The following is a 23,685-nucleotide window of genomic DNA, read 5'->3' on the forward strand; positions in this document are numbered from 1 at the left end:
CCATCACCGGGGCAGGAAGCCCACCTTTTTATAGACCTTGTTCAGGGTCCGGTTGGCTACATAGGCCGCCTTCTCCGCACCGGCGCGGTAGACGCTCTCCAGATAGCTCTTGTCCGCCAGCAGGCGCTCCGTCTCCTCCCGGATGGGCCGCAGCAGCTCCACCACGGACTCACCCACCGCCTGCTTGAAGTCGCCGTAGCCATGGCCGGCGAACTCCTGCTCGATGGTCTCAAAGCTCTTGCCGGTGGCCACGGCGTAGATCTGCATCAGGTTGGACACACCGGGCTTGTCGGCCGGGTCAAAGCGGACGCAGGCCTCGGAGTCCGTCACGGCCTTCTTGAACTTGCGCAGGATGTCCTCCGGCTTTTCCAGCATGTAGACGCAGCCGTTGGGGTCCTTGTCGGATTTGCTCATCTTCTTTTCCGGGCTGGTGAGGCTCATGACCCTGGCGCCCACCTGTGGGATATAGGGATCCGGCAGCTTAAAGGTATCACCGTAGATCCCGTTGAACCGGGTGGCGATGTCCCGGCAGATCTCCACGTGCTGCTTCTGGTCGCCGCCCACCGGCACCAGGTCTGCCTGGTACAGCAGGATGTCGGCGGCCATCAGGGCCGGATAGGTGAAGAGGCCGGCGTTGATGTTGTCGGCGTTCTTGGCGGACTTGTCCTTGAACTGGGTCATGCGGCTGAGCTCGCCGAACATGGTGTAGCAGTCCAGTACCCAGCCCAGCTGGGCGTGGGCAGGCACGTGGGACTGGACGAACAGCACGTTTTTCTCCGGGTCCAGGCCGCTGGCAATGTAGGCCGCCACCTGGGTCAGGGTATGCCGCCGCAGCTCAGCGGGCACCTGCCGCACTGTGATGGTGTGCATGTCTGCCAGCATGTAGTAGCAGTCATATTCGTCAGCCAGAGCCGCCCAGTTCTTGATGGCCCCCAGATAGGAACCCAGGGTCAGGTCGCCGGAGGGCTGGATGCCGCTCAGGATTCGTTTTTTCTGTACTTCGTTTTCCATTTTGTATCCACCTCAAATACTCAAGCTGCCAGGCATCTCTGCCGGATGGCGGCCGGTTTTCCTTATATCGAGATAACTATTATATTATACCATACAACATTATTCTGTGCAATCTTTGATTGCGCTCCCAGACGTTGCGTGTTACAATACCCCCATAACCGCAGCTGCTCTGCAAAGAGGAGGGATGGGACGTGCTCCCCAAAATCGGAATCCTGTGCGCCGGAGATGACGAGCTCGCGCCGTTCCTGCCTCTTCTGGACAGGCGCTCCGTCCGCCGGCAGGCCATGCTCACGATCCACGAGGGATGGATCTCCAGCGTTCCTGCCGCCGCTCTGTACAGTGGTGTCTGCAAGGTCAATGCGGCCATCGCTGCCCAGGTCCTCATTGACAGCTGCCGGGTGGAAGCCATCATCAATGCGGGCACAGCAGGAGGCATCGACCCATCCATCTCCATCTTTGATACCGTCATCAGCACAGAGACCGCCTATCACGATGTAGCTGAGGATATTCTCACGGAGTTCCATCCCTGGATGGACTCCATCTGGTTCCCGGGGGACCCCTTCCTGCTCTCCTTGGCCACCCAGGCGGCCCAGGACTCCGGCCGCCCCGTCCGCTTCGGGCGGATGGTGACCGGAGAAGCCTTTCTCTCTGGCCCTGGGACAGAGGCCGTGCGGTCCGCATTTCACCCCCTTTGCGCGGATATGGAATCCGCGGCCGTTGCCCATGTCTGCCATGCAAACGGCATCCCATTCCTCTCCATTCGCACCATCACCGATTCGGCCGACCGATCCGCCGCCGCCTGCTTTGAGGAAAACTGCCGCCGGGCTTCTGAAATCGCAGCCCAGGTGACCCACGCCCTGTTGAAACGCCTGGCCGTCAGCGAGTCCTACCCGATTGAAAAAGGAGAACTGCCATGACGCATTTCTGTACCTGCCAAAACACCGCCTGCCGCTGCCATCCCTCCAACCATAGCCAGGGGTGCGATCTGTGCATTCAGAAAGAGCTGCGCAAAGGCGAGATCCCCAGCTGCTTTTTCAATCTGGTGATCCGACCCGGGGAGACAGTGGAGGATTGTACCATGGCGGCCTTCGCCCGACGGGTGCTGGAGCGGGAGGCGGAGATGGCCGCCTCTGATAAACAGTAGCTGACCCCGGACAGAAAAACGGAGGGAGCGCATCGCGCTCCCTCCGCCTTCTTTTCAAAAACAGGGTCCGGGGCAGGCTCAGGCCTTGTGGTCGCAGCCCAGCACGTCCACGATCTTGTGGGACACCAGCTCCTTGATGGCGGCGCGGGCGGGCTTCAGGTACTCGCGGGGATCGAACTTGTCGGGGTGCTCCGCCATGAACTTGCGGATGGTGCCGGTCATGGCCAGACGCAGGTCGGAGTCAATGTTGATCTTGCACACGGCGCTACGGGCAGCCTTGCGCAGCTGTTCCTCGGGAATGCCCACGGCATCAGGCATCTTACCGCCGAATTCGTTGACCATACGGACGAACTCCTGGGGCACGGAAGAGGAGCCATGAAGCACAATGGGGAATCCGGGCAGGCGCTTCACGACCTCGTCCAGGATATCAAAGCGCAGGGGAGGCGGAACCAGCTCGCCCTTCTCGTTGCGGGTGCACTGGGCGGCAGTGAACTTGTAAGCGCCGTGGCTGGTGCCGATGGCGATAGCCAGGGAGTCGCAGCCGGTCTTCTCCACGAACTCCTGGACCTCCTCGGGATGAGTGTAGTGGGACTCCTCGGCAGAGACCTTCACGTCATCCTCGATGCCGGCCAGAGCGCCCAGCTCGGCCTCCACAACCACGCCGTGGTCGTGGGCGTACTCAACCACCTTCTTGGTGATTTCAATGTTCTCAGCAAAGGGCTTGCTGGAGGCGTCGATCATGACGGAGGTAAAGCCGCCGTCGATGCAGCTCTTGCAGGTCTCAAAGTCAGGGCCGTGGTCCAGATGCAGGGCGATGGGGATGTTGGGGCACTCGATGACGGCCGCCTCCACCAGCTTCACCAGATAGGTGTGGTTGGCGTAGGCCCGGGCGCCCTTGGACACCTGGAGAATCAGGGGAGCCTCCAGATCCCGGGCGGCCTCGGTGATGCCCTGGACGATCTCCATATTGTTGACGTTGAACGCGCCGATGGCATAGCCGCCGTCGTAGGCTTTTTTGAACATTTCGGTCGTGGTAACCAGTGCCATAAGATCAACTCCTGTTCATTTATTTGTCCCGCTCTCCCACATCGGCCGACAGGTCCGATCCCGGTTGTCAAAAAACGCCGATTCAAAAGAACGAAAACGATTTTCCCTTATGATAATATCACAAGATTTTTAAAATGCAAGTATTTACAATTCTTTTTTTGAATGATATGATGAAAGAAAGCATCCCGAAACCAAATCTGAGGAGGATTTTTCCATGAGTGAACTGAAAGGCGCCTGCATTTTCGGCCAGTCCGGCGGCCCTACTTCCGTCATCAACGCCAGTGCCTACGGCGTCATCGCCACGGCATTGAAGAACCCCAGCATCACCCGCGTCCTGGGCGCGGAGCACGGCATCAAGGGCGTTTTGAACGACCGGCTGTTTGATATGGGCCAGGAGGACCCGGCAGAGCTGGAGCTGCTGAAGTACACCCCCTCCTCTGCCCTGGGCTCCTGCCGGTACAAGATGGCGGACCCGGATGTGGATGACACCGACTACAAGCGGATTCTGGAGATCTTCAAGAAGTATGACGTCCGCTACTTCTTCTACAACGGCGGCAACGACTCCATGGACACCTGCAACAAGATCAGCAAGTACATGCAGAAGGTCGGCTATGAGTGCCGCGTGATGGGCGTGCCCAAGACCATCGACAACGACCTGTTCGGAACCGACCACTGCCCCGGTTTCGCCTCCGCCGCCAAGTATATTGCCACCAGCTGCATGGAGGTCTATCAGGATGCCCGGGTGTATGACACCGGCATGGTCTGCATCATTGAGATCATGGGCCGCCACGCCGGCTGGCTGGCTGGCGCCGCCGCCCTGGCCACCGCCTACGGCGCCGGCCCTGATCTGGTGTACCTGCCCGAGGTGGACTTCGACATGGATCAGTTCCTGGCCGACGTGGAGCGCATCTACAAGGAAAAGGGCAACTGTATGGTGGCCGTCTCCGAGGGCATCCACTACGCCGACGGCTCCTTCGTCTCTGAGGCCAAGACCTCTGCCACCGACGGCTTCGGCCATGCTCAGCTGGGCGGCCTGGCCTCCCTGCTGGCCCAGGTGGTCAAGGAGAAGACCGGCGCCAAGGTCCGGGGCATCGAGCTCTCCCTCCTCCAGCGGTGCGGTGCCCACCTAGCGTCCGAGACCGATATCGAGGAGGCCGTCATGAGCGGCAAGGCCGCTGTGGAGAACGCCGTCAATGGCATCACCGACAAGATGGTGGGCTTCGAGCGCAGCTATGAGGACGGCCAGTACGTCTGCAAGACCAAGCTGCTGCCCCTGACCGATGTGGCCAACACCGAGAAGAAGGTGCCCATCGAGTGGATCAACGCTGCCCACAACGGCGTGGAGAAGCCCTTCATCGACTATGTGCTGCCCCTGATCCAGGGCGAGCCCAAGCTGCCCAAGGAGGACTCCCTGCCCCGCTTCGCCAAGCTGAAGAAAGTCCTGATAAAGTAAGCGGCAGCGAAACCGCAGAACAGGAAAGAGATCACCCGCTTTGGGTGATCTCTTTTTCTTCAGCACCGTGTCTCTCGGTAGACAGAGTACAAGAAATGAAGCATTTCTCCGCTGTAATATCGGGTGAGAAACGTATCTTCCTTGCGCATGCCGATGCTCTCCGCCACCCTGATTGACGCAAGGTTATCCGATTTGATGATGGACGATACCCGGTCCCGCTTCAGTTGTTCAAACGCATATCGTTTACAGCCTTCAGCTGCCTCTCTTGCATACCCGCAGTGCCAGAACTCCTTCTTGAGCAGATATCCGATTTCAAGCACGTCTTTATTTCGATATGGCTGCATAGTAAGGCCTGCCTGCCCAACCATGACACCACTGGTTTTCGATATGACCGCCCACAGGCCAAATCCATAGTCCCGATATCGTCCGATCTGCCGGTCAAGCCATTGTTGGACATCCGAGTTGGAAAAATCATGTTCATAGGCATACATCACCTTCGGATTTTGCAGCATCTCCGCCAAATCAAGAAAATCATCCTGATTCATTTCTCTGAAAGCCAGACGTTCTGTCTCGAAAACCACAGGACTGCTTGCCCCCAATGTCATTGTTCTCACTTGTTCTTCTGATAGATCGCCCACAGCCCGTCCATCAGCAGGTACTTGTCGTAGACGATCTTGTTCCGGCAGTATTTCACGATCACCGGGGCATTACCGCCGGTGGCCACCACGCTGAGGGTCCGTCCTGAGAACTGTTCCCGGATGCGGTCGATGACCCCGTCCAGCATCCCGGCGGTGCCGTAGACGATGCCGGAGCGCATACAGTCCTCCGTTGTCTTGCCAATCAACACCTTGGGGTGCTGGAGGGAGATGGCGGGCAGCTGGGCCGCCCGGCGGCTCAGGGCCTCCAGGGACACGTTGACCCCCGGCAGCAGCATCCCGCCCTCGTAATTCCGGCCCTCGGAGATGACGCCGATGGTGGTGGCGGTGCCCATGTCGATGGTGACGATAGGAGGCTCGAATTTCTCCAGCGCCGCCACCGCGTCGGCCACGATGTCCGCCCCTACCTGGGACTGGACCGCCAGCCGGATGTTCAGCCCCGTCCGCACACCGGGCCCCACCACCATGGGCGGCTTGCCCAGCAGCCGGGACAGAGCCTTCTCCATCATGAAGTTCAGGGGGGGGACCACGCTGCACAGGATCGCCCCCGTCACATCCTCAAACCGGAAGTGATACAGGGCGAACAGGTTCATCAGGTCGATGCTGATCTGGTCTGCGGTCTTGCGGCTGTCCGTGTCCAGGGATGCCAGAAACCGCAGCTGCTTGTCCCTGTCAAACAGCCCCACAGAGGTGTTGGAGTTTCCTACATCAATGGCCAGCAGCATAAGCCTCTCTCCTTTTTTCTTCCGATCTTGATCGTATTCTATGGTATCACGCCCTGCCGCCGGATGCAAGGCCGGGACAGAGGGAAAATTTTTCGATGAAACGTCCGAAAACGGGAAGAAATCTGCCGCCGGATCTGCTATACTTTTGTTGAACACACGCGAAAGGAGGAGGCGCCATGGATTTTCCCTATGGTGAAACGGAGATTGCCTATCTGCGTGCCAGAGACCTGAAACTGGGCGCGGCCATGGACCGGATCGGCCCCATCCATCGGGAGGTGGACCCGGACCTCTTCTCCTCCGTAATCCATCACATCATCGGCCAGCAGGTATCCATGGCTGCCCAGCGGACAGTGTGGCAGCGGCTCCAGGCAGCGGCCGGGACGCTTGTGCCGGAGACGGTCGCGGCCATGCCGGCCGAGGCGCTCCAGGCCCTGGGCATGACCCGCCGCCGGGCGCTGTACATCCTGGAATTTGCCCGGAAAGTGGCCTCCGGGGATTTTGATCTAGACGCCCTGGCGGAAATGGAGGACCGTGAGGTGCTGGCCCGCCTCACCTCCCTGCGGGGTGTGGGGCCTTGGACAGCGGAGATGCTGCTGATCTTCGGCCTCCGGCGGCCAGATGTGGTCAGCTGGGGCGACTTGGCCATCCTCCGGGGGATGCGGATGCTGTACCGAAAGCGGTCCATCGACCAGAGGACCTTCCAGCGCCTGCGGAAGCGGTACAGCCCCTACGGCACCACTGCCAGCCTGTACCTCTGGGCCATCGCCTGCGGCGCCCTGCCGGAGCTGACGGACCCTGGCGCCGGACGGAAACCGGACAAAAAACGGGGGCGGCACACATGACAGACCGGCAGCGCTGGCAGGCGGTCCTGGACAACGACCGCCGGTATGATGGCGCATTTTTCTACGGCGTAGCCTCCACAGGCATCTTCTGCCGTCCCTCCTGCCCCTCCCGACCGCCGCGGCGGGACCGGGTGCGGTTCTTCCCCACGGCGGACGCTGCACTGGCGGCGGGGTTCCGCCCCTGCAAGCGCTGCCGCCCGGACCTGACCGATTTTTCCCCGGGCCAAGACGTTGCTGCGGAGGCCATGGCGCTGCTGCATCGCCACTTCCGGGATCAGGCGGCCTTGTCAGCCGCGCTGAACGGCCTGGGGCTCTCCCGCCGGAGGCTGGCCGCCCTGTTTCAGGCAGCCTACGGCACCACCCTCCACGGCTGCCTGGGAACGCTTCGGGTGACCGAGGCCTGCCGCCTGCTGCGGGAGACGGACCAGCCCGTTGCCCAAATAGCCGGGGAGGCCGGATTTGACAGCCTCTCCGCCTTTTACCGGGCCTTCCGGTCCGGCACAGGACAGTCCCCGCTGGCGTACCGCCGGAGCGCCCATTCCGCGCCGGACAAATCAAGCGGTCCCTGTTGAACGACTTACATTCGTTTGCAATCGCTCCATCACTCTGATCCTGATTTGAGGTGTAATTGTATGTGGATGATCTTTCATAAGCCCTCCCCGGTGGGAATGCTGACCCTCTCCTCGGACGGCACAGCCCTCACAGGGCTGTGGCTGGATGGGCAGAAATACTTTGGTGCTGGACTCCCAAATGCTGTAAAGGAAAATGACCTGCCGGTATTTGAGCAGGCCTCCGCCTGGCTGGACGCCTATTTTGCCAAGGCTCCCCTCCCGGCTCTGCCGCCTCTGGCCCCCCAGGGCAGCCCCTTCCGCCAGGCGGTGTGGCGCCTGCTGCTGGAGATCCCCTACGGCACGGTCACCACATACGGCGCCCTGGCCCGGACGCTCCGGGGCCAGGGGATTTCTGCCGCGGCCCAGGCAGTGGGCGGCGCCGTGGGCCACAACCCCATCTCCATTCTGATCCCCTGTCACCGGGTTGTGGGCAGCGACGGAAGTCTGACAGGCTACGCCGGAGGCGTGGCCAACAAGCAGTTCTTGCTGGAGCTGGAGGGCGTGGACATGACCGGGCTGTATGTCCCCACTCGTGGCACGGCGCTGTGAGACGCAGGTGGTCTCCATGGCGCACACACGAAAAAAGATGTTTTACGCGCCCAAGGCGTTCAACGGCTATGGGCCGCCGGAGCCTCCGATTCCGGCAGCTCAGGATCGGCCCGGGCGCTATCCCTGTCCCTGCTGTGGGCAGATCACCCTCCCGGTCCCGCCGGAGGAGGCGGTGGCTTACATTTGCCCGGTATGCTGGTGGGAGAACGACGTGTTCATTTCCTCCGACAACGAGCCCAGCGACGAAAATCATGGGCTGACCCTGTCCCAGGGGCGGGAAAATGTCCGGCGGTTCGGCACCTGCGATCCCCGGATGAAGCGGTGAGGGCATCGGAGGAAATTTCTTCTTCAGGGATGCCTTTGGGACATCTGAACAGGAATCCCCCAATCCTTGCGCTGTTCGGCGTCTTTTGGTTCCCTTTGTGGTGGTCGGTCTCACGTATACCGGGCGAGTCGGCCTTTTCCCAGCTCCCTCCGGGACAGGCTGGAATAGTAAGAAAGGGCGCCGGATTCCTCCGGCGCCCTTTCTATGATGTCTGCGTCACAGAATGATGCAGATGAGTCCCCCGCTGCCCTCATTAATGATGCGGGTCAGGGTCTCCTGGAGCTTCCGCCGGGCGTCCTCCGGCATCCGCTTGAGCTTTGCCTGCAGATCCTCGTTCACCAGCTCGTGGAAGCTGCGTCCGAAGATGTTGGACTGCCAGATCTTGCTGGTATCCCCTTCAAACTCCTGCAGCAGGTAGTTCACCATGTCCTCGGACTGCTTCTCGTTGCCCACGATGGGGCTGACGGCAGTCTCGATGTCCGCCCGGATCATGTGGATGCTGGGGGCGCTGGCCTTCAGCCGCACGCCGTACCGGCCGCCCTGCTTCATGATCTCCGGCTCCTCCAGCTTCAGCTCGTCGATGCCGGGGACCACGATGCCGTAGCCCGTCTCTCGGACGTCGTGGAGGGCGCCGGCTACCTTGTCGTACTCCGCCTTCACCGCCGCCAGCTTCGTCAGCAGGCTCATCAGATCCCCATCATCCCCCACCTCAAAGCCGGACTGCTCCGACAGGGTCTTGTAGAACAGCTCCCGGGGCAAGGCCAGCCGTGCGGCGGCCACGCCGGTGCCCAGGTCGATGGCTGAGATTCTGGCCTCACTGATGTGCTCGCTCTCCCCCAGGGCGGCGATGACGCCCTCCACCTCCCGGATGTGGCGGAGCTGGGCGGTGTTCTGACGGATGGCGTCATACAGGCCCGCTTTGATAGGATGGTCCGCCGGCAAGGCATCCACCCAGGGGGGCAGGAACAGGTCCAGCTCCTGCATGGGGAACTCGTAGAGCACCGCCTTCAGGATGGCGGCCACGGCGTCCTCGTCCAGCTCCAGGCAGTTGACGGCCATGCAGTTCACCTCATACCGGGAGGAGATGTCCTTGGCAATGGCTTGGGCCCGGTCGCCCCGGGGGTCTGCGGAGTTCAGCAGGACGATGAAGGGCTTCCCCAGCTCCTGCAGCTCCCGGATCACCCGCTCCTCCGCTTCCAGGTAGTCCTCCCGGGGGATGTCGGAGATGGTGCCGTCGGTAGTGATGACAATGCCGATGGTGGAGTGCTCGGCGATCACCTTCCGGGTGCCGATCTCCGCCGCCTCGGTCATGGGGATCTCATGGTCGTACCAGGGGGTGGTGACCATCCGGGGGGTGTCGTCCTCCATCTGGCCGATGGCGCCCTTCACCATGTATCCCACACAGTCGATCAGCCGCACGGAAAAGCTCGCCCCGTCCGGCAGCTGGATCTGGGCAGCCTCCTCCGGGACGAACTTGGGCTCGGCGGTCATGATGGTCCGGCCAGAGCCGCTCTGGGGCAGCTCATCCCGGGCCCGCTCCTTGCGGTAGACGTTGTCGATGTTGGGGATCACCTGGGTCTCCATGAACCGCTTGATGAAGGTGGACTTCCCGGTGCGCACGGGACCCACCACGCCGATGTAGATATCCCCAGCGGTGCGGGTGGCGATATTCTGATAGATACTGGTATTCATAGCATCCCGTCCTTTTTCCGCTCCATAGTCTTGTTCCACTCTATGTCCGGCTGCTGCGAAGTATGACAGCCCGTCTTGTTTTGGAGAAGATGCACAAATTCAGGAGCCGGCCTTCTCCGTTCTTGGCTGATTTTGCGGCTTTACACGGATAATTTAGTGTGGTAAACTGCTAATGTAATGAAACGGACGGTATCTCCGTCCAGAGATTTGGAGGATTGACGATGAAAAACATGAAGAAGCTGTGGGCAGCGCTGCTGGCCCTGGCCATGACCTTCTCTCTGGCCGCCTGCGGCGGAACCTCTGACGAGGACGCCGCCACTGATGACCAGCCCACAGGGGAAGAAGTCTCCGGTGACACCGCTCCCGAGAGCGACGTGGCCTATATCCAGGATAAGGGCACCCTGGTGGTGGGCATTACCTACTTTGCCCCCATGGACTACAAGGAAGAGGGCAGCGATGAGTGGATCGGCTTTGACGCCGACCTGGCCAAGCTGTTTGCCGAGAGCCTGGGCGTCTCCGTGGAGTTCCAGGAGATCACCTGGGACTACAAGGTGGAAGAGCTGGACTCCCGGGCCATCGACTGCGTGTGGAATGGTATGACTCTCACCGACGACGTTCTGGCTGCTATGGGTACGTCCAACCCATACTGCACCAACTACCAGACTCTGGTCTATCCTGCCGACCGGGCCGCTGAGTTCGAGGGCCTGACCTCTCTGGAGGGCCTGAACATCGCTGTGGAGTCCGGCTCCGCCGGTGAGGATGCCGCCGTGGCCTTGGGTGCCACCACCGTGCCGGTCCAGGCCCAGTCCAACGCCCTGATGGAGGTTGCCGCCGGCACGTCCGACGCCGCCGTCATCGACGTGCTGATGGCCGCTGAGATGACCGGCGAGGGCACCAGCTACGCCGATCTGATCTACAGCCTGAACCTGAATGAGGCCCAGGACCTGCCCTCCGAGGAATATGGCGTGGGCTTCCGGCAGGGGTCCGACTTGGTGGACGCCTTCAACACCTTCCTGGCGGAGAAGACGGCTGACGGCACCGTGCTGGAGGTGGCTACCACCTACGGCCTGCAGGACGCCGTGATCCTGGAGTGAGCTTCTTCCCCTGCGGATCTTCCAAAAGCAGAGTGCGCAGTGCGCGCTCTGCTTTTCGGCGGCTTTCCCCCTCTACCACACTGACCTTGAGAGGACGATACCATGATTGAATTTTTTACCTCCAGCACATTCCGGACCGTGCTGTCGGCCCTGAACAGCGGATTTCTCAAGACCCTTCAGCTGTTTTTCATCACCCTGATCGGGGCACTGCCCCTGGGCTTGGTTATCAGCTTCGGTTCCATGAGCCGCTTTCCTCCCCTGCGGTGGCTGACCCGCCTGGTGGTCTGGGTCATCCGGGGCACGCCTCTGGTGCTGCAAATCATTGCACTGTTCTATGTGCCCGGCATCCAGAAGTGGTTCAACTGGCCCAGCGGTGAGTCCGGGCGGATGATGGCCGTGTGTGTGGCCTTCATCATTAATTACGCCTGCTACTTCTCCGAGATCTACCGGGGCGGCATCCAGGGAGTGCCGAAGGGCCAGCAGGAGGCAGGCCAGGTCTTGGGCATGACCAAAGCCCAGATCTTCCGCCACATCACCCTGCTGCAGATGATCAAGCGAATCGTCCCCCCCATCTCCAACGAGATCATCACGTTGGTGAAGGACACCTCCCTGGCCCGGGTCATCGCATTGCAGGAGGTCATCTGGATGGGCGAGTCCTTTATGAAGGGCAACTCCGGCATTGCGGGCCTGGTGTGGCCCCTGTTCTTCACCGCTGTCTACTATCTGATCTTCAGCGGCATCGTCACGGTGCTGCTGGGCAAGCTTGAAAAAAAGCTGGACTTCTTTCAGTAAGGAGGGAACCGATTTATGGCAATTCTGGAAGTACATCACATTGAAAAGCATTTCGGCGCCACCCGGGTGCTGGAGGACATCAGCTTTGATCTGGAGCAGGGCCAGGCCCTGGCCATCATCGGCTCCTCCGGCTCCGGCAAAACCACCCTGCTGCGGTGCCTGAATTTCCTGGAGAAGCCGGAGCAGGGTACCATCTCTGTGGCGGGTAATCTGATTTTTGACGCCGCTGATCCCGCCACCCAGCGGGAGAGCGAGGTGCGGAAGAAGCGGCTCCACTTCGGGCTGGTGTTTCAGTCCTTCAATCTGTTCCCCCAATACACGGCGCTGAAGAACGTCACCCTGGCCCGGGAGCTGCTGGCCCAGGAGCAGCCGGACTTCAAGCAGAACAAAAAGCAAATCCTGGAGGAGATCCAAGCGGACGGCCGGGAGCTGCTGGCGAAGATGGGCCTCAGTGAGCGGGCAAATCACTACCCCAGCCAGCTCTCCGGCGGACAGCAGCAGCGGGTGGCCATCGCCCGGGCCCTGGCCTTGCACCCGGACATCCTCTGCTTTGACGAGCCCACCTCCGCCCTGGACCCGGAACTCACCGGCGAGGTGCTTCGGGTCATTCGGGAGCTGGCGGAACAGCGGACCACCATGATTATCGTCACCCATGAGATGGCCTTTGCCCGGGATGTGGCAGACCAGGTGATCTTCATGGACGGCGGCGTCATCGTGGAGCAGGGTGACGCCCACCAAGTCATTGAGCACCCCAGGGAGGAACGGACCCGTCAGTTCCTCGCCCGATATTCCGAGGGATAAAACGGAACAGAAAAAGAGCGGAGCTGATGCTCCGCTCTTTTGTTATCTTGTGCCGTCTTGTTAAGACGGGGCAACGGGAAACTCCGTCAATCAGGCAGGTTTGGATCTCCGGCGGCCCAGCAATCGCCCGATGAGAAGGCCCAGGGCAGAGATGGCCGCCCCGATGAAAAACAGGTCCCACTGAGGCAGGTTGATCTTGTCAAAGGCCAACATATTGGCGAGCCGGAAGGTGAGAAAGTCCGCCAGCATATACAAAAGTCCCAGGGCCAGAGGCAGCAGCCACATGCGCCCATCCCTGCGGACCAGTTCCCCAATCCGCAGGGAGATCACAAAGGCGGCGATGGGCAGGAGCAGCCAGTGGAATAAAAGGGCGTACCCCATGGCGTCCGTGGGGTCCATCAACAAGAACACCACCAGGGCAAAAACCCAGAGTCCCAGGTAAACCGCTACCAGCCGCCTCGGGGACCGCCAGCTCCTCCCCTTGGCTCCCCGAACACGCACCGCAAAGTCCGGCATAGGCACCTCCACTTCCCAGAGGGCAGACGAAACAGACCGAATACCCGTTTTTTCCAGTCTACCATGGGCTGCCGGACCCGTCAAGGGTGACTCAGGTCCGCTTCCGGGGGATCAGCAGCAGCTGGTCCCGGGAGATATCTCCTTCCGTCTCCAGTTGATTGGCTGCCAGGATCACGCCGATGGTGGTGTTGTACCGTTTCGCCAGATCCCAGGCGGTCTCCTGCTTCCCCAGGCAACGCAGCACCAGGGACGGCGCGCCGGTGGTCTCCTTAGGCGCGTCTGTATTGATCTTTCCTGCGGACACGCACACCCGTTTCACACGCTGGGCCGCCTCCGCCCGGAAGTCCACCGGGAACCGGACCTCGATGCCCCGGTCCGTCAGGCTGCCCTGGACCTCTTCCGGGCAGACGGCCCGGGCAGCGACCCGGCAGTCCTCCGGCAGCTCCAGCTGGCAGCTGACGTCGATGCTCCGCTCCGCCACCAGAGGCACGCCCCCCTCGTCCAGATACAGTGCCCGGACAGACGCCCCGGTCCGCAGGACCACGCCCGCCCCCTCCCGACTGACGGAAACAGCTCCGCAGGTGACGGAGAGGGCCAGGATGGAATCCGCCACCACACCGATCTCCAGCACCTCCCGCACCGTCTGACGGCGGGTGAACTGTTCCCGAAAGCTGGTGAGTTCTAGAGGCGCGGCGTCATAAGTCAGATCATAGGCAGTGGAGTAGAGGTCACTGAGGAGCGTCAGTTCCTGGGTCTGGCGCAGCAGAGCTGTGGCGTGGAGGTATAGCGTCACCGCGATCTCCCGGCCCTCGGCGTCGGCGCCGTCGACCTGCAGATCCGCGCCGGTGAACTGGAGGCGCACCGATGGCTCTGCGCCCTCCGGGGCGCCTTCCACCTCCAGGATCTGAGAGAACGGCAGCTCTCCGGACGCGGCGCAGCAGCGGCCGTCCGCCGTCCGGTACAGGAGGCTGACGGTGAAGATACCCTTGAACAGCAGCTTGCTGCCCACGATCTTCGTCTCCGTCACAGTGCTGTTCACCCGGCTGGTGAGGATCTCCGCCGCTCCCTCTCTGCCCGGGGACAGGTCCATCTGTTCGGAGAAGGTGAAGTCCTTCTCCGCAATGTGGGTCAGCACGATGGCGTGCTGCTGCTCCTGCTTTTTTTCGATGCACAGTTCCGGCCCCGCCTCTGCATCCGTGCAGAAGCATAAGGGACTGCGCTGATAGCCCGTCAGCCGCGTCACCAGCTTGCAGTGGGTGAAGACCTTGCGGGGGTTCAGCATCCGGGTCTCCAGAAGCTCCGGCTCCGTGTCCGCCAGCAGCGCCGCGCAGTCCGGCAGACTGCGTCCGTCGGTCTCCACCGTGAAGGGCATGGCAAATTCCAGGGTCCGGATGCCCCCCTCCCCCTCCGGCGTGTACAGCACCGTCACCCGGACGGTGCCGGAGATCTCTGCCCTGCCGTCCCGCATCTCCCGGCTGTGGAGGAACACCTTGCCCGTGGTCTCGATGATCCGCGCAATGTCCGGACAGTAGTCCGGCACGATGGTCTCCGCTGTCTCCTCCTGAGTCAATGTCAGCTCTCCCGCCGCCTCATAGGCGTCGAAGCAGGCCTTTTTCAATTCCAGTTCCATGGTTCGCCCTTCCTTTCCGGCCGTTGGTCCTCCGATGGACGGCGCAGCCGTTTCCCGCCGCCTGGAAAACGGTACGGGGCGGGAGGGGCCGCCAGCGGCCGCTCTCCCGCCCCTGTGCGCCGCCATGTTGTCCACGGAGTCTCGCTCTGCTGACACTGTATGCCCGGCCGGGACTGCTTATTCCGAAATCTTGAACAGCTTCCGCAGAATGCCGCTGAGGGCTTTGGGGGACTTCCACACTACAATTCGCATGATATTTGCTCCTTTCTAACGCCTGCAGCAGGCGCAGCCGCACGCAATCAGCAGGACCGCCACCAAAAACATCAGCGCCCCTACCGGAAAGATCGCCGCAATCAGGATCCCGGCCCCCAGCGCCACCGCACAGACGCCCAGTATCCAGCATCCGCCGCCTCTCCGAAACATACGCCCCACGCCCCTTTCTCACTCCCATTATATACGCCGCTGCCTGTCCTGGTACAAAAGGCAGGGCACACAAAAAGAGGCGGGCAGATGCCCGCCTCTTCCGCGCGATTCACTTCTTCCGCTCCTGCCAGTCCTGGAGGGGCTTCAGCTCCTCATACAGGCGCACATAGCTGGCGTGGCGGCTCCGTTGGATCTTGCCAGCGCGCACCGCCTCCAGCACGGCGCAGCCTTTCTCCTTGGTGTGGCTGCACCCCACGAAGCGGCACTGGTCCAGATAAGGCCGGAACTCCACAAAGGTCTCCGGCAGGCGGTGCTTCAGCTCCAGATTCAGCTCATCGGTCTCAAAGGAGGAGAAGCCCGGGGAGTCCACAACGTCCGCCCCGCAGCTCAGGTGGAACAGCTCCACGTGCCGGGTGGTATGGCGGCCCCGGCCCAACGCCTGACTCACGTCCCCAACCTGGAGCTGAAACGCCGGATCCAGGGCATTCAGGATGCTGGACTTTCCCACACCGGAATTCCCTGTAAAGGCAGACAGCTTCCCGGCGATCAGGGGCTTCAATTCCTCGATCCCCTCCCCGGTCTCCGCGCTGACCCGCAGAGTTGGAAATCCGGCGGCTGCGTAAACGGCGTACAGCGCATCGGCACAGTCCAGATCGCATTTGTTCAGCAGCACCATCACGCTGCATCCTTTCAGTGCTGCGATGGCCGCCACCCGGTCAATGAGGAACGGGTCTGTTTTGGGGATGGCACCGGAGGCGATGACCACCAGCTGGTCGATGTTGGCCACCGCCGGCCGGGAAAATGCGTTCTTCCGGGGCAGGATGGCCTCCACAAAGCCCTCGCCGTTCCCCAGCTCCCGGACCTCCACCCGGTCCCCCACCAGAGGGGAGATGCCCTCCTTCCGAAACTTGCCCCGGGCCCGGCAGGTGAGCACCTCGCTGCCGGTGTCCACATAGTAGAAGCCGCTGAGGGCCTTTCGGATCCGTCCCTCACTCACCGAAAGTCACCTCATGGGTATTGTTCACATCCATCACGCCGTCCACGTACACCTCCACGGAGACCGTTCCGGTGCCGTACAGCTCATAGACATAGTTGCCATCTCGGCAGGGGACCGACTCGTTGACCTTGATCACTCCGTCCACCACGATCTGAACTTCTGCTGTCTCCCGGTCTGTGGGCAGGGCGATAATCAGCGGTTCCATTTGCAGGTCTTCATTGCCGCCGCTCTCCGGGCCGGTGCTGACCCACAGCTCCACTGTGCTGCCGGCAGGCACCTGCGTGGTAGCCGTCGGGTTCTGACGGATAACCAGACCCGCTTCCACAGTGTCGTTGGCCTCCTCATGGACCTCGACCTCCAGGCCCAGCACGTTCTTCAGCTGGTCCTCCGCCCAGGCACGTTCCCTATTCGTGAAATCGATCAGCGGCACGGTCTGGGGTCCCCGGCTGAGGACAAAGGTGATGGTGTCCCCCTTGTGGAGTTCTTCATTCGCCGCCGGGGTGGTGGACTTGATGACGTCAACGGCCAGCTCGTCATCGTACTCCTTCTGGGTCTCCTCATAGGGCTGGACGTTCAGTTCATATTCCGCCACCAGATCCTGCAGGATGGTCATGGCCTGGTCATAGGTCATGGGCTTGGTGGTCAGGTCCGGCATGGTGCCCACGTCCTCACCGGCGCTGACCCAGACGTTGATGGTGATGGGCAGCTCACCCTTCTTCTCCGTGTCCGGCTCCGGGTCCTGGCGGATGATTTCACCCACGGCGGCGTCGCTGGCCTCGGTGCCCGCCACCACCACCTGGAAGGTGCCGTCCGCCACACTGGCCTGCTCGTTGGCCTGCTCCTCCGTCATGCCCACCAGCTTGGGTACGGTGTAGGTGTCCGGCGCCGCCGGGACAAAGGAGGCGAAGATGGCCCGGAACAGGAAGAACAGGACCACCACGACCACTACGGCACCGCCGCCGATCAGCGCGATCTTCTTGCCGCCGCTGAGGCGGGAGGGCTGTTCGTCCTCGTAGCGATCCTCCTCCCACCGGCGTCCCCGCTCATAGGAGGGCTCCCGGCCCTGCCGGTGGAGCTGGGGCGGCACAGCGGAACGGAGCTTCTGAGTGGGCTCGTCGGTCTCCTCCGGCCGCAGGTCGGACAGCTCGAAGTCCAGATTCACGCCGGGGTTCTTCCGAAAGGCCTCCAGATCTGCGATCATCGCGTCTGCAGAGGGGTAGCGTTTCTCCAGATCCGGCGCCATGGCCTTCATGCAGATCAGCTCCAGCTGCTCCGGGATGTCCGGATTCACCTCCCGGGGCGCCAGGGGCACGGAGCTCAGGTGCTGGATGGCCACAGACACGGCGCTGTCCCCCTCAAAGGGCAGGCGGCCGGTGAGCATCTCATACAGCACCACGCCGGCGGAATAGATGTCGCTGCGGGCGTCGGTGCGGTCCCCGCGGGCCTGCTCCGGAGAGATGTAGTGGACGGAGCCCAGAGCCTCCTGGGTCAGGGTCTGGGCGGCGTTCTCCAGGCAGGCGATGCCGAAGTCGGCTACCTTCACGCTGCCGTCCCGCAGCACCATCACGTTCTGGGGCTTGATGTCCCGGTGGACGATGCCCCGGCTGTGGGCGTGGCTGAGGCCCCGCATGATCTGTGTAATGAAGTGCAGCGACTCCCGCCAGTTTAGCTGCCCCCGCTTCTCCATGTACTGCTTCAGCGTGATGCCGTCGATCAGCTCCATGACGATATACTCGATATCGCCGCCCTTGGACACGTCGTACACCGATACGATGTTGGGGTGAGACAGTTGGGCGACTGCCTGGGATTCTGCGTTGAACCGGCGGCGGAAGTCCTCGTCCTGGGCCAGGTCGCTCTTGAGAATCTTGACGGCCACCAGGCGGTTCAGCCGGTGGCACTTGGCCTTGTACACAATCGCCATGCCCCCGGTGCCGATACGCTCCAGAATCTCATAGCGGTTGTCCAGCATTTTTCCAATATACGGGTCCTTGTGTTCCATGTGTCTCCCCCCTTTACTGTTTTTGCATCAGGACGGCCGTGACATTGTCCGGCGCGCCCTGGCGCTTGGCGATGGCCAGCAGCCGGTCCAGGCAGGTGTCCGGCCCGTCCCCGTGGATGACCTCGAAGAGCATCTCCTGATCGGTGACGGTGTTCACCAGTCCGTCGGAACACAGCAGCAGATACTCCCCGGCGTTCATCGGGCATATGTACCCGTCACAGTCGGCGGAGATGTCCGGTCCCAGGGCCCGGGTGATGAGATTGCGGCTGGGGTGGCGGCGGGCCTCCTCAGCGGTGATATCTCCCCGGTCTACCATGCTCTCCACCAGGGAGTGGTCCTTGGTGATGCGGGTGATGCCGTCCTCCGTGATGTGATAAGCCCGGCTGTCCCCCACGTTGGTGACCACCACGCCGCCGTCATAGGAGATGGCGGACACCAGGGTAGTGCCCATGTTCCGGCATTCCTCCCGGCGCTCTGCCTCCGCCTGAATGGCCTGATTGGCCAGGGCTGCCGCCTGGGCGGATGCCTCCAGCAGCTGCTGAGGGGTCTGATCCGCCGTCAGGAGCTTCTCCAGCTCCTCCAGATAGACGGAGACGGCGATCTGGCTGGCCACACGGCCCCCGGCGGGGCCGCCCATGCCGTCGCACACCACGCCCACCGTGCGGCCGGAGGCCGTGTGCTGCGCCGTGACGTAGGCGTCCTGGTTCTCCTTCCGGACAAGGCCGATGTCGGTCATGCCCCAGACGTTCATTTGGTTCATTGGGAACACTCCCCTTTCTGCGCTTCTTCCATGGCCTTCCGGCGGAGCTGTCCGCAGGAGGCGTCGATATCTCCACCCAGGCTCCGCCGCACGGTGGCGGTGATGCCGTGGGATTCCAGCCGTTTTTGAAAGGCCCCGATCCGGCGGGAGGGCTTGTAGGGGCTCTCCACCACGTCGTTCAGGGGAATCAGATTCACGTGGCCCGGCATCCCCCGGAGCTTCCTGGCGATCAGGTCCGCCTGCCAGTCGTGGTCGTTGACCCCGTCGATCATGGCGTACTCAAAGGAGATGCGGCGGCCGGTCTTGTCGAAGTAGTCGTGGCAGGCCCGGAACAGCTCCTCCACGTCATAGGCCCGGTTGATGGGCATGATCTTGGATCGGGTCTCGCTGTCCGGCGCATGGAGGGACACAGAGAGAGTCAGCTGAAGTTCAAGCTCCGCCAGCCGCCGGATGCCCGGCACGATGCCGCAGGTGGAGAGGGAGATATGCCGCATCCCAATGTTCATCCCGTCGGGGTGGTTCACCAGCTCCAGGAATTTCAGCACCGTGTCCAGGTTGTCCAGCGGCTCGCCGATACCCATCAGCACGATGTTGGAGACGGGCAGGCCGGAGTCTTTTTGGGTGAACAGCACCTGGTCCAGCATCTCCGCCGGGGTCAGGTCCCGGACCTTGCCGGCGATGGTGGAGGCACAGAAGGCGCACCCCATTCGGCACCCCACCTGGGAGGAGATGCACACGGTGTTGCCGTGATGGTACTGCATGAGCACCGTCTCGATGCAGTTGCCATCGGACAGCTCCCAGAGGTATTTGATGGTCCCGTCCAACCGGGACACCTGCTTGCGGGCCACCTGGGGGGCGGTGATGAAACAGGTCTCCTTCAGCTTTTCCCGCAGGGACTTGGAGAGATTGGTCATCCCATCGAAGTCCGTCACCCCCCGGTGGAGCCAGGTGAACACCTGCCTGCCCCGGAAGGCCGGCTCCCCCAGGGACTGGAGGAAGGCCGTCATCTCCGGCAGGGTCAGTGATTTCAAATCGGTCATGGATCGTTCCTCAATTCCGCGTCATGCGGCAGATGTAAAAGCCGTCGGTGCCGTGGCGGTGGGGCCACAGAGTCACCTGGCCCTCGGTCTCCCCCACCGGTCCGGACAGGGAGAAGGGCGTGCGGCAAAAGTCCGGGTGCTCTGCCAGGAAGCTGTCGGATACACCCTCGTTCTCCTCCGGCAGGATCGTGCAGGTGGAGTACACCAGCGTGCCGCCGGGCCTCACGTACCGGGCGGCGTTGTCCAAGATCGCCCGCTGGATCACCGGCAGGGCGAACAGGTCGTCAGGCTTTTTGTACCGGACATCCGGCTTCTTCCGGATGATGCCGAAACCCGAGCAGGGGGCGTCTACCAGCACCACATCGAACCGCGCCTCCCACTCCGGCCGGAACCCCCGGCCGTCTGCGGCGGTAGTCTGGATGCACGCAAGGCCCAGTCGCTCCGCCCCCTCCCGGATGCGCTTCAGCTTGTTCTCGTGGAGGTCGCAGGCCAAAATCTCCCCCTGGTCCTCCATTGCAAAGGCGGCGGAGAAGGACTTGCCTCCCGGCGCGGCGCACACGTCCAGCACCCGCATACCCGGCTCCACCCCGGCGATTTGGGACACCAGCCGGGCCGCCGGGTCCTGGACCAGGAATTTTCCCATTCGGAAGGGCTCCAGCGCCGTCAGATCCCCGACGTGGTCCAGCTCCAGGCATCCGGACACCCAAGGATGGGGCCGGACAATCACGCCGGATGCCTCCAGCTCCGCCGTCAGCTCCTCCGCAGCAGCTTTCAGCGGATTCACCTGAATCGTCAGCGGCGCCGGAGCGTTGTCGGCCGCAAGGCAGGCTTCCGTCTCCGGCCCCAGAATGGCCTGGAGGCGTTTCACCAGCCACTTGGGATGGCTGTACCGGATGGAGAGGCTGTGCAGTGCATCCTGGTCTGGGATCCTCGGCAGGTGCACCTTGTTCCGGGAGAGTTGCCGCAGCACCGCGTTCACCAGCCCGGCTGCCTTGGCCCGGCCGTTGTCCTTGGCCTGCTCCACCGCCTGATTGACAGCGGCGCTGTGGGGAATTTTATCCAGAAACAGAATTTGATAAGCCCCAATCCGCAGAATTTCCAGCAGCGGCGGCTGCAAGTGGTCGACCTTTTGGGAGCAGTAGGCACCCAGGTAGAAGTCCAGCAGCAGCCGGTTCTGCATCACGCCGTAGACGATACGGCTGCACAGCGCCGCCTCTGGTCCGGACAGGCCGTCCCGGCGGAGCTGGGCCCTCAGGGCCGCATCCGCCCAGGCCCCGGCCGTGCGGCAGCTCACCAGGACGCGCAGGGCGGTGTCCCGGGCATTAGGGGCCCTCATTGGCTGCCTCCCTGATCGCGGCCGCCGCGGCCGATAAAGATCAGCACAAACCGCATCAGCTGCAGCAGGCTCATCAGCAGCGCCGCCACATAGGTCAACGCCGCGGCCCGCAGCACCTTTTTGGCGCCGGGCAGCTCATCCTCATCCAGCAGGCCCGCCCCGTCGATGGTGGCGATGGCCCGGGCGGAGGCGTTGAACTCCACCGGCAGCGTCACCAGCTGGAACAGCGTGGTGAAGGAAAACAGCACGATGCCGATGAAGAACAGAGACTGGTTGTACAGCACCAGCCCCACCAGCAACAGGATGAAGGACAGACTGGAACCGATCCGCGTGGCGGGGATGATGGCCGTGCGCAGCCGCACAGGGCCGTAGTTTTCCGCGTACTGGACAGCGTGGCCCGCCTCGTGGGCCGCCACGCCCACCGCCGCGATGGTGGGGGCGTCGTAGACTGTCTCAGACAGGTAGATGGTATTGTCCCGAGGGTCGTAGTGGTCTGTCAGATTTCCCCGGCAGGGCCGGACAGGCACACCGAATACCCCGTGAGCCCGCAGCACCGCTTCCGCCGCCTGGGCACCGGTGATGCGGCGCCGGTTGTTCACGGCATTGTACCGCCGGAAGCTGCCGGACACCTGGAACTGGGCCCACAGGGACAGCAGCAGCACTGGGATCAGCAGCAGGACGTACAGATTATTTGCAAGAAAGTCGCCATAACCGTAATAGATATGACCGTAATAGGGCATAAAAACCTCCCGAATTGTGAAACTGGCGGAGCTCAGACCTCCAACGGGTGGCCCAGCAGATAGGACGCCGCAGCCATGCGCTTGCCGCCCTCCGCCTGGATCTCCGTGAGATACAGGCTCTCTCCCCTGCCGCAGGCCACCTGGATGCCCTGCTTCCCGGCGGAGAGCACTGTACCGGGCGCCGCGCCGGTCTGTTCGCCGGGGGCGGTGCGGTAGACCTTGAACCGCTGCCCTGCCAGCTCGCAGGCCGCGCAGGGCCAGGGAATCAGTCCCCGGACCTGACAGTCGATCTCCCGGGCGGAGCGGGTCCAGTCGATGGGGGACATCTCTTTTGTCAGCATGGAGGCGTAGGTCTGACGGCTCTCATCCTGGGGTGTCCGGGCGGCTGTGCCGTTTCCGATGGCCGCCACCGCCTCGCTGAGGGCCTCTGCCCCCAGGTCCGCCAGGCGCACCGTCAGGGCCTGGGCGTCCTCGTCCGGGCCGATGGGAGTCTCCTTCTGCAGGATCACGTCCCCTGCGTCCAGCTCCTTCGCCATATACATGATGGAGACGCCGGTAGTCTCCTCCCCGTTCAGGATGGCCCAGTTGATGGGGGCCGCCCCCCGATACTTGGGCAGCAGAGACGAGTGGACGTTGATAGAGCCGTATCTGGGCGCCTCCAGAATGTCCTCCGGCAGGATGCGGCCGTAGGCCGCCACCACCGTCAGCTCCGGTGCCAGGGACTGCACCAGCTCCAGCGCCGTGCCGTCCCGCATCTTCAAAGGCTGATAGACGGGAATATTTTCTGTCAAAGCAAATTCCTTTACAGGCGTTGGCACCAGCTTATGTCCCCGGTTTTTGGGCTTGTCCGGCTGCGTGAACACGCCGCAGACCTCATGGCCGTCGGCCACCAGCCGCCGCAAGGACGCCACGGCGAAGTCCGGCGTGCCCATGAACAGGATCCGCATGGGCTCACTCCCCTTCCTGAGCTTCTGCGGCCTCACGGGCCTCCCGCTCTTCCTGCTCCAGATAGTCCCGAAGCTCCTCATCAGAGAGGAAGTGGTCGATGTGCTCCACAAACAGATGGCCGTCCAGATGCTCGATCTCGTGGCAGAAGGCTCGGGCCGTCAGGCCCTCGCCCTCCACCTCGAACCAGTCGCCATACCGGTCCTGGGCCCGGACCCGGACCACGTCCGGCCGGGTGACGATGCCCCATTTGCCGGGCACGCTGAGGCAGCCCTCCAGCCCGGTCTGCTCGCCGCTCTGAGCCACGATCTCCGGGTTCACCAGTTCGATATACTCCTCAGAGTCCTCGTCCAGCACCACGCACACCCGGCGCAGCACTCCCACCTGGGGAGCAGCCAGCCCAGCGCCATTGGCATCCTCCAGTGTTTCCAGCATATCGTCCAGCAACTGGTGCAGGTGAGGGTTGAACTCCGTCACAGGGCGGCACACCTTTGTCAGGCACTCCTCTCCCTGCACCACGATCTTCCGTAAAGCCATAAGTCCTTGACCTCCTTCAA

27 protein-coding genes are annotated in these 23,685 nt (G+C 62.5%); 10 read left to right on the plus strand and 17 right to left on the minus strand.

Annotated features, from left to right (window positions below; all coding sequences use genetic code 11):
* Positions 1-3 precede the first annotated feature (3 nt).
* Positions 4-1,011 carry a tryptophan--tRNA ligase gene (gene trpS, locus DN611_RS07565; protein ID WP_021749930.1) on the minus strand — a complete coding sequence of 336 codons (1,008 nt, stop codon included), beginning with the start codon at positions 1,009-1,011 and terminating at the stop codon, positions 4-6.
* A 191-nt stretch (positions 1,012-1,202) separates the two neighbouring features.
* On the opposite strand from trpS, the gene mtnN reads away from it, so the two are divergent.
* Entirely contained in the window at positions 1,203-1,928 is a 726-nt protein-coding gene (gene mtnN / locus DN611_RS07570; RefSeq protein ID WP_119311012.1) for a 5'-methylthioadenosine/S-adenosylhomocysteine nucleosidase, read from the plus strand.
* Positions 1,925-2,155: a DUF6485 family protein gene (locus DN611_RS07575; RefSeq protein WP_021749928.1), complete on the plus strand. Its 231-nt coding sequence runs from the start codon at positions 1,925-1,927 to the stop codon at positions 2,153-2,155. Before mtnN ends, DN611_RS07575 begins: the two co-directional genes overlap by 4 nt.
* 78 nt (positions 2,156-2,233) lie before the next feature.
* On the opposite strand, the gene fba is transcribed toward DN611_RS07575, so the two are convergent.
* Positions 2,234-3,202: a class II fructose-1,6-bisphosphate aldolase gene (gene fba / locus DN611_RS07580; protein ID WP_021749927.1), complete on the minus strand. Its 969-nt coding sequence runs from the start codon at positions 3,200-3,202 to the stop codon at positions 2,234-2,236.
* A gap of 214 nt (positions 3,203-3,416) precedes the next feature.
* Here fba and DN611_RS07585 point away from each other — a divergent pair, with 214 nt between their 5' ends.
* A complete protein-coding gene (locus tag DN611_RS07585; protein WP_119311013.1) occupies positions 3,417-4,655 on the plus strand; it encodes a 6-phosphofructokinase in 1,239 nt (412 codons plus the stop codon).
* Positions 4,656-4,714: 59 nt separating this feature from the next.
* On the opposite strand, the gene DN611_RS07590 is transcribed toward DN611_RS07585, so the two are convergent.
* The gene (locus tag DN611_RS07590; RefSeq protein WP_267288360.1) at positions 4,715-5,260 is read right to left on the minus strand and encodes a GNAT family N-acetyltransferase; all 546 of its coding nucleotides are present in this window, start codon (positions 5,258-5,260) and stop codon (positions 4,715-4,717) included.
* 5 nt (positions 5,261-5,265) lie between these two features.
* Positions 5,266-6,036 carry a type III pantothenate kinase gene (locus DN611_RS07595; RefSeq protein WP_119311014.1) on the minus strand — a complete coding sequence of 257 codons (771 nt, stop codon included), beginning with the start codon at positions 6,034-6,036 and terminating at the stop codon, positions 5,266-5,268.
* Positions 6,037-6,212: 176 nt separating this feature from the next.
* Here DN611_RS07595 and DN611_RS07600 point away from each other — a divergent pair, with 176 nt between their 5' ends.
* Genes DN611_RS07600 through DN611_RS07615 form a run of 4 tightly spaced genes read left to right on the plus strand, consistent with a single transcriptional unit; the run spans position 6,213 to position 8,363 of the window.
* On the plus strand, positions 6,213-6,878 hold the full coding sequence (locus DN611_RS07600; protein WP_119311015.1) for a DNA-3-methyladenine glycosylase family protein: 666 nt from the start codon (positions 6,213-6,215) through the stop codon (positions 6,876-6,878).
* Entirely contained in the window at positions 6,875-7,450 is a 576-nt protein-coding gene (locus tag DN611_RS07605) for an Ada metal-binding domain-containing protein (protein ID WP_119311016.1), read from the plus strand. The genes DN611_RS07600 and DN611_RS07605 overlap by 4 nt, the downstream gene beginning before the upstream one ends.
* Before the next feature lie 60 nt (positions 7,451-7,510).
* On the plus strand, positions 7,511-8,038 hold the full coding sequence (locus tag DN611_RS07610; protein WP_256264792.1) for a methylated-DNA--[protein]-cysteine S-methyltransferase: 528 nt from the start codon (positions 7,511-7,513) through the stop codon (positions 8,036-8,038).
* 16 nt (positions 8,039-8,054) lie between these two features.
* Positions 8,055-8,363, plus strand: a complete 309-nt coding sequence (locus DN611_RS07615) for a CPCC family cysteine-rich protein (protein ID WP_021749918.1) — start codon at positions 8,055-8,057, stop codon at positions 8,361-8,363.
* A 216-nt stretch (positions 8,364-8,579) separates the two neighbouring features.
* Here DN611_RS07615 and spoIVA read toward each other — a convergent pair whose 3' ends face one another.
* Positions 8,580-10,055 carry a stage IV sporulation protein A gene (gene spoIVA / locus DN611_RS07620; protein ID WP_021749916.1) on the minus strand — a complete coding sequence of 492 codons (1,476 nt, stop codon included), beginning with the start codon at positions 10,053-10,055 and terminating at the stop codon, positions 8,580-8,582.
* Between the two features lie 221 nt (positions 10,056-10,276).
* On the opposite strand from spoIVA, the gene DN611_RS07625 reads away from it, so the two are divergent.
* The 3 genes from DN611_RS07625 (at position 10,277) to DN611_RS07635 (ending at position 12,742) form a co-directional block, all read left to right on the plus strand.
* Positions 10,277-11,149 (plus strand): transporter substrate-binding domain-containing protein, encoded by an 873-nt coding sequence (locus DN611_RS07625; RefSeq protein WP_119311017.1) that lies wholly within the window; start codon positions 10,277-10,279, stop codon positions 11,147-11,149.
* A 102-nt stretch (positions 11,150-11,251) separates the two neighbouring features.
* Complete coding sequence (locus DN611_RS07630; protein ID WP_021749914.1) at positions 11,252-11,941, plus strand: amino acid ABC transporter permease; 690 nt, start codon at positions 11,252-11,254, stop codon at positions 11,939-11,941.
* A gap of 15 nt (positions 11,942-11,956) precedes the next feature.
* Positions 11,957-12,742 carry an amino acid ABC transporter ATP-binding protein gene (locus DN611_RS07635; RefSeq protein ID WP_021749913.1) on the plus strand — a complete coding sequence of 262 codons (786 nt, stop codon included), beginning with the start codon at positions 11,957-11,959 and terminating at the stop codon, positions 12,740-12,742.
* Between the two features lie 90 nt (positions 12,743-12,832).
* Here the strand turns inward: DN611_RS07635 and DN611_RS07640 are convergent, their stop codons facing one another.
* From DN611_RS07640 to def, 12 genes are all read right to left on the minus strand, one after another.
* A complete protein-coding gene (locus DN611_RS07640) occupies positions 12,833-13,258 on the minus strand; it encodes a hypothetical protein (RefSeq protein ID WP_021749912.1) in 426 nt (141 codons plus the stop codon).
* 91 nt (positions 13,259-13,349) lie between these two features.
* Complete coding sequence (locus tag DN611_RS07645; RefSeq protein ID WP_021749911.1) at positions 13,350-14,888, minus strand: DUF3794 and LysM peptidoglycan-binding domain-containing protein; 1,539 nt, start codon at positions 14,886-14,888, stop codon at positions 13,350-13,352.
* 177 nt (positions 14,889-15,065) lie between these two features.
* Positions 15,066-15,140, minus strand: a complete 75-nt coding sequence (spoVM, locus tag DN611_RS17295; protein WP_119311903.1) for a stage V sporulation protein SpoVM — start codon at positions 15,138-15,140, stop codon at positions 15,066-15,068.
* A gap of 15 nt (positions 15,141-15,155) precedes the next feature.
* Positions 15,156-15,311 (minus strand): hypothetical protein, encoded by a 156-nt coding sequence (locus DN611_RS16810; protein ID WP_021749909.1) that lies wholly within the window; start codon positions 15,309-15,311, stop codon positions 15,156-15,158.
* A 109-nt stretch (positions 15,312-15,420) separates the two neighbouring features.
* Positions 15,421-16,308: a ribosome small subunit-dependent GTPase A gene (rsgA, locus tag DN611_RS07655; protein WP_021749908.1), complete on the minus strand. Its 888-nt coding sequence runs from the start codon at positions 16,306-16,308 to the stop codon at positions 15,421-15,423.
* Positions 16,301-18,307: a Stk1 family PASTA domain-containing Ser/Thr kinase gene (gene pknB, locus DN611_RS07660; RefSeq protein ID WP_119311018.1), complete on the minus strand. Its 2,007-nt coding sequence runs from the start codon at positions 18,305-18,307 to the stop codon at positions 16,301-16,303. The genes rsgA and pknB overlap by 8 nt, the downstream gene beginning before the upstream one ends.
* A 13-nt stretch (positions 18,308-18,320) precedes the next feature.
* Positions 18,321-19,067 (minus strand): Stp1/IreP family PP2C-type Ser/Thr phosphatase, encoded by a 747-nt coding sequence (locus DN611_RS07665; protein ID WP_021749906.1) that lies wholly within the window; start codon positions 19,065-19,067, stop codon positions 18,321-18,323.
* Positions 19,064-20,107 carry a 23S rRNA (adenine(2503)-C(2))-methyltransferase RlmN gene (rlmN, locus tag DN611_RS07670; protein WP_021749905.1) on the minus strand — a complete coding sequence of 348 codons (1,044 nt, stop codon included), beginning with the start codon at positions 20,105-20,107 and terminating at the stop codon, positions 19,064-19,066. Before rlmN ends, DN611_RS07665 begins: the two co-directional genes overlap by 4 nt.
* Positions 20,108-20,117: 10 nt before the next feature.
* Entirely contained in the window at positions 20,118-21,443 is a 1,326-nt protein-coding gene (rsmB, locus tag DN611_RS07675) for a 16S rRNA (cytosine(967)-C(5))-methyltransferase RsmB (RefSeq protein WP_119311019.1), read from the minus strand.
* Positions 21,440-22,183, minus strand: a complete 744-nt coding sequence (locus tag DN611_RS07680; RefSeq protein ID WP_119311020.1) for a zinc metallopeptidase — start codon at positions 22,181-22,183, stop codon at positions 21,440-21,442. Before DN611_RS07680 ends, rsmB begins: the two co-directional genes overlap by 4 nt.
* Positions 22,184-22,215: 32 nt before the next feature.
* Positions 22,216-23,130, minus strand: a complete 915-nt coding sequence (fmt, locus tag DN611_RS07685; protein WP_021749902.1) for a methionyl-tRNA formyltransferase — start codon at positions 23,128-23,130, stop codon at positions 22,216-22,218.
* A gap of 4 nt (positions 23,131-23,134) precedes the next feature.
* Complete coding sequence (gene def, locus DN611_RS07690; RefSeq protein ID WP_021749901.1) at positions 23,135-23,665, minus strand: peptide deformylase; 531 nt, start codon at positions 23,663-23,665, stop codon at positions 23,135-23,137.
* Positions 23,666-23,685: the final 20 nt, after the last annotated feature.

This window comes from Oscillibacter sp. PEA192, assembly GCF_003574015.1.
Classification (GTDB): domain Bacteria; phylum Bacillota; class Clostridia; order Oscillospirales; family Oscillospiraceae; genus Oscillibacter; species Oscillibacter welbionis.